At 40.1% G+C, this 2,352-nt stretch carries 3 protein-coding genes and 1 pseudogene; all 4 read right to left on the minus strand.

Annotation, left to right across the window (positions count from 1 at the left end; genetic code table 11):
• Window positions 1-373 (minus strand): annotated as a pseudogene (locus RJ41_RS15065) (IS4 family transposase); the annotation flags it as partial.
• Between the two features lie 214 nt (window positions 374-587).
• On the minus strand, window positions 588-1,466 hold the full coding sequence (locus tag RJ41_RS15070) for a thioredoxin domain-containing protein (RefSeq protein WP_167334073.1): 879 nt from the start codon (window positions 1,464-1,466) through the stop codon (window positions 588-590).
• A gap of 4 nt (window positions 1,467-1,470) precedes the next feature.
• The gene (locus tag RJ41_RS15075; protein WP_039222590.1) at window positions 1,471-1,902 is read right to left on the minus strand and encodes a hypothetical protein; all 432 of its coding nucleotides are present in this window, start codon (window positions 1,900-1,902) and stop codon (window positions 1,471-1,473) included.
• An 18-nt stretch (window positions 1,903-1,920) separates the two neighbouring features.
• Window positions 1,921-2,352: Ig-like domain-containing domain (locus RJ41_RS15080; RefSeq protein WP_039222593.1), on the minus strand; the 432-nt coding region annotated here is incomplete at its 5' end.

Genomic DNA, 2,352 nt, shown 5'->3' on the forward strand with positions numbered 1-2,352 from the left:
GGAATGGGCCGGAACATGCACCCTTTAAAGATATGGCCGCGCGTAAAAGAAAGTGCGCTTTATGGTCATCTAAATCTGACCAGTCGATTGAGATAACAGGGCGAGATGTGCTGCCACAAAATAGTTGGCAAATAGATGCATAGATAAACGGTGTTTCACTGAATAAATGCGGGTTTGAAAGCAAGCGGTCGGCACGTTTAATCCGGTGTTTTTCAAAGGCTTTAGTATTGATTCCTCGACCTATGCTGGTTACGGTCGCAGCGCTTCCATTAAGTAAGCTTTTGACGCACGCCGTGACCGCATTTAGACGAGTTTTATGCATATTGTAGCTGACAAGCGATACGACATTGTTCACAATAGATAGAGCATTCATGGCTGTTTGGCCTCAGTGATTTTTGGCGATTGATCTGATCACCAAACGTCATGAATGTTCCTATCTTTTTTATCTCGCTGATATCGTTATATTATTTGTGGGGATACCTCAGGCTTAGAGGTTTTTCTGAGAACTAATTTAGCGGCAACCTAACCTGACAAGACACTAGAAAACAGAGCAAATGTCAGGTTAGGTGTGAGTTATTAAAAATTAACTAAAGCACATTGATTGCATTAATTGAATCGTTGCTTAGATATTGGTTAAGACGTTCTGTTTGAATAACCATACCATCGATCACTAGCGCAATTTGAGCACCCTCAGGTACATCCATTAGTAGTCTCAGCTCCGCCGAACGATTTGATTTTTCGTTTTTTGTACAATCTTTGCTTTCACAAGTACTCTTTGCAAGGTGCCAGTTGTAGCGAAAATCATTTTCCAGTGAAGCAATAAGACTCTTGTTAGTCGACAACTCATCAGATACAAATAAAATTGCGTTAGCCAGCCCTTGGTTTCCACTCTGCTTTAAACGTAATGTCTCATAACGGGTCCAATCCAGTTGTACTGGTGTAATACCATTGGTGAGCTGTTGCTTAAACTTTTTCAACGAGCTCAGATATACTTTTTGCCCGCCGAAATAATAAGAAGGCACCGACTGAGGGTTGTAATTTTGAACAATTTCTTTATTCAGTTTTTGCAACCTGCTATGTCTAAGGTTGAATGCATCCGAACTTTTGCATTCAATTGGCGTGCGAGTAATTACGTCATCAAAAACTTCCTGACTAATCGGATCATCACACTCCATAATAGCGGCAACACGTTTGTCACTGTAATCGCCCAAAATTGGAGACCAAAACATAAAGACATTGTAGCCTTTGTATTTATCTAGTGCCTTGAGTGCACGAATACAATAACCACAATTGGGATCTTTAAAAACAATTACACTGGGTGCGTTCGGTTTCCAAGGCTCTATTAAAAAATCACTATAAACCTCCGGGGTAGGGATTATTTTTGCGTTTAGTGCGCTTGTGTCATTTGCTCTAGCTAAACCACTATATCCAAAAAAAATACTTAAAAAGAGTACCAGGAACTTCATGCTACTATAAGTCTCCATTTTTTAGCTTCTGCAAAATCGCCTTTTTCTTTACTTCACCGGCTTCTTTATTTTGTTCTATTATTTCCTTTTGTGCCGTTGGATCATCTAGTACATCGTTGAAGGAAAGAATAGCCGCTGCAAGCTTTTCTTCAGATTCCTGTAGTGCTTCATCGACATTAGCATTGTTCGTCTCAGTTCTATCTCTCGCATTTTTTTTTGCAACTTTCGGACGATAATCAGGAGACTCAACAGTAACATCTACAATATTACTGTCTTTCTCTTGGTCTTTGATTTGTTCATCAAGTAGTTCATTAACAGTAAGTGATTTCGGATTTTCGCTACGGTCGCTCTTTTCGCTTAAAAACAGGTAACCCAATACCGCTATAGCTACAACACCTACACTTAATACTATGACACTAGACTTCTTTGTTTTCATTACCTTTCCTTAAACTCCTTACAAAGTTTGCGTTGTGAAAGAATAACTTCTGCAACAATATGAGTTACCCACGCGGTCTTTAATGTATCGCAAATAAACCGTAATTTGCGTATCTTGCGGCAAAGGATTGGTCGGCGTGAAGGTAACAACATTACCATTGAATGAAAAAATACCGTCGTAATAATTTGACCCCGAATAAATTCTAATCTCACCACCTGAGTGATTAGATGTGATATTTCTAATATCAAGTGGCTCACTGAAGGTCATATCGATAGGCGCATTGACTGCATTGTCTTGTGAGCCATGTGCTGGTGTCATGGATGTAAGGGTTGGGTAAGAATTATCTACTGCACCCGTGTTTTCAGTGGTAAACGCCAAGCGGTACTCTGTCACGGCATTACCCGCGACATCACATACGCCCGCAACAACTAACTCATAGTTTTCACCTGC

Origin of the sequence: Alteromonas marina, assembly GCF_000808575.1 — a bacterium.
Classification (GTDB): Bacteria; Pseudomonadota; Gammaproteobacteria; order Enterobacterales; family Alteromonadaceae; genus Alteromonas; species Alteromonas marina_A.

What these genes read in the sequence shown, in the direction of transcription:
- RJ41_RS15070 (WP_167334073.1), bottom strand. Translation starts at nt 1,466, where the DNA reads ATGAAGTTCCTGGTACTCTTTTTAAGTATTTTTTTTGGATATAGTGGT.
- RJ41_RS15075 (WP_039222590.1), bottom strand. Translation starts at nt 1,902, where the DNA reads ATGAAAACAAAGAAGTCTAGTGTCATAGTATTAAGTGTAGGTGTTGTA.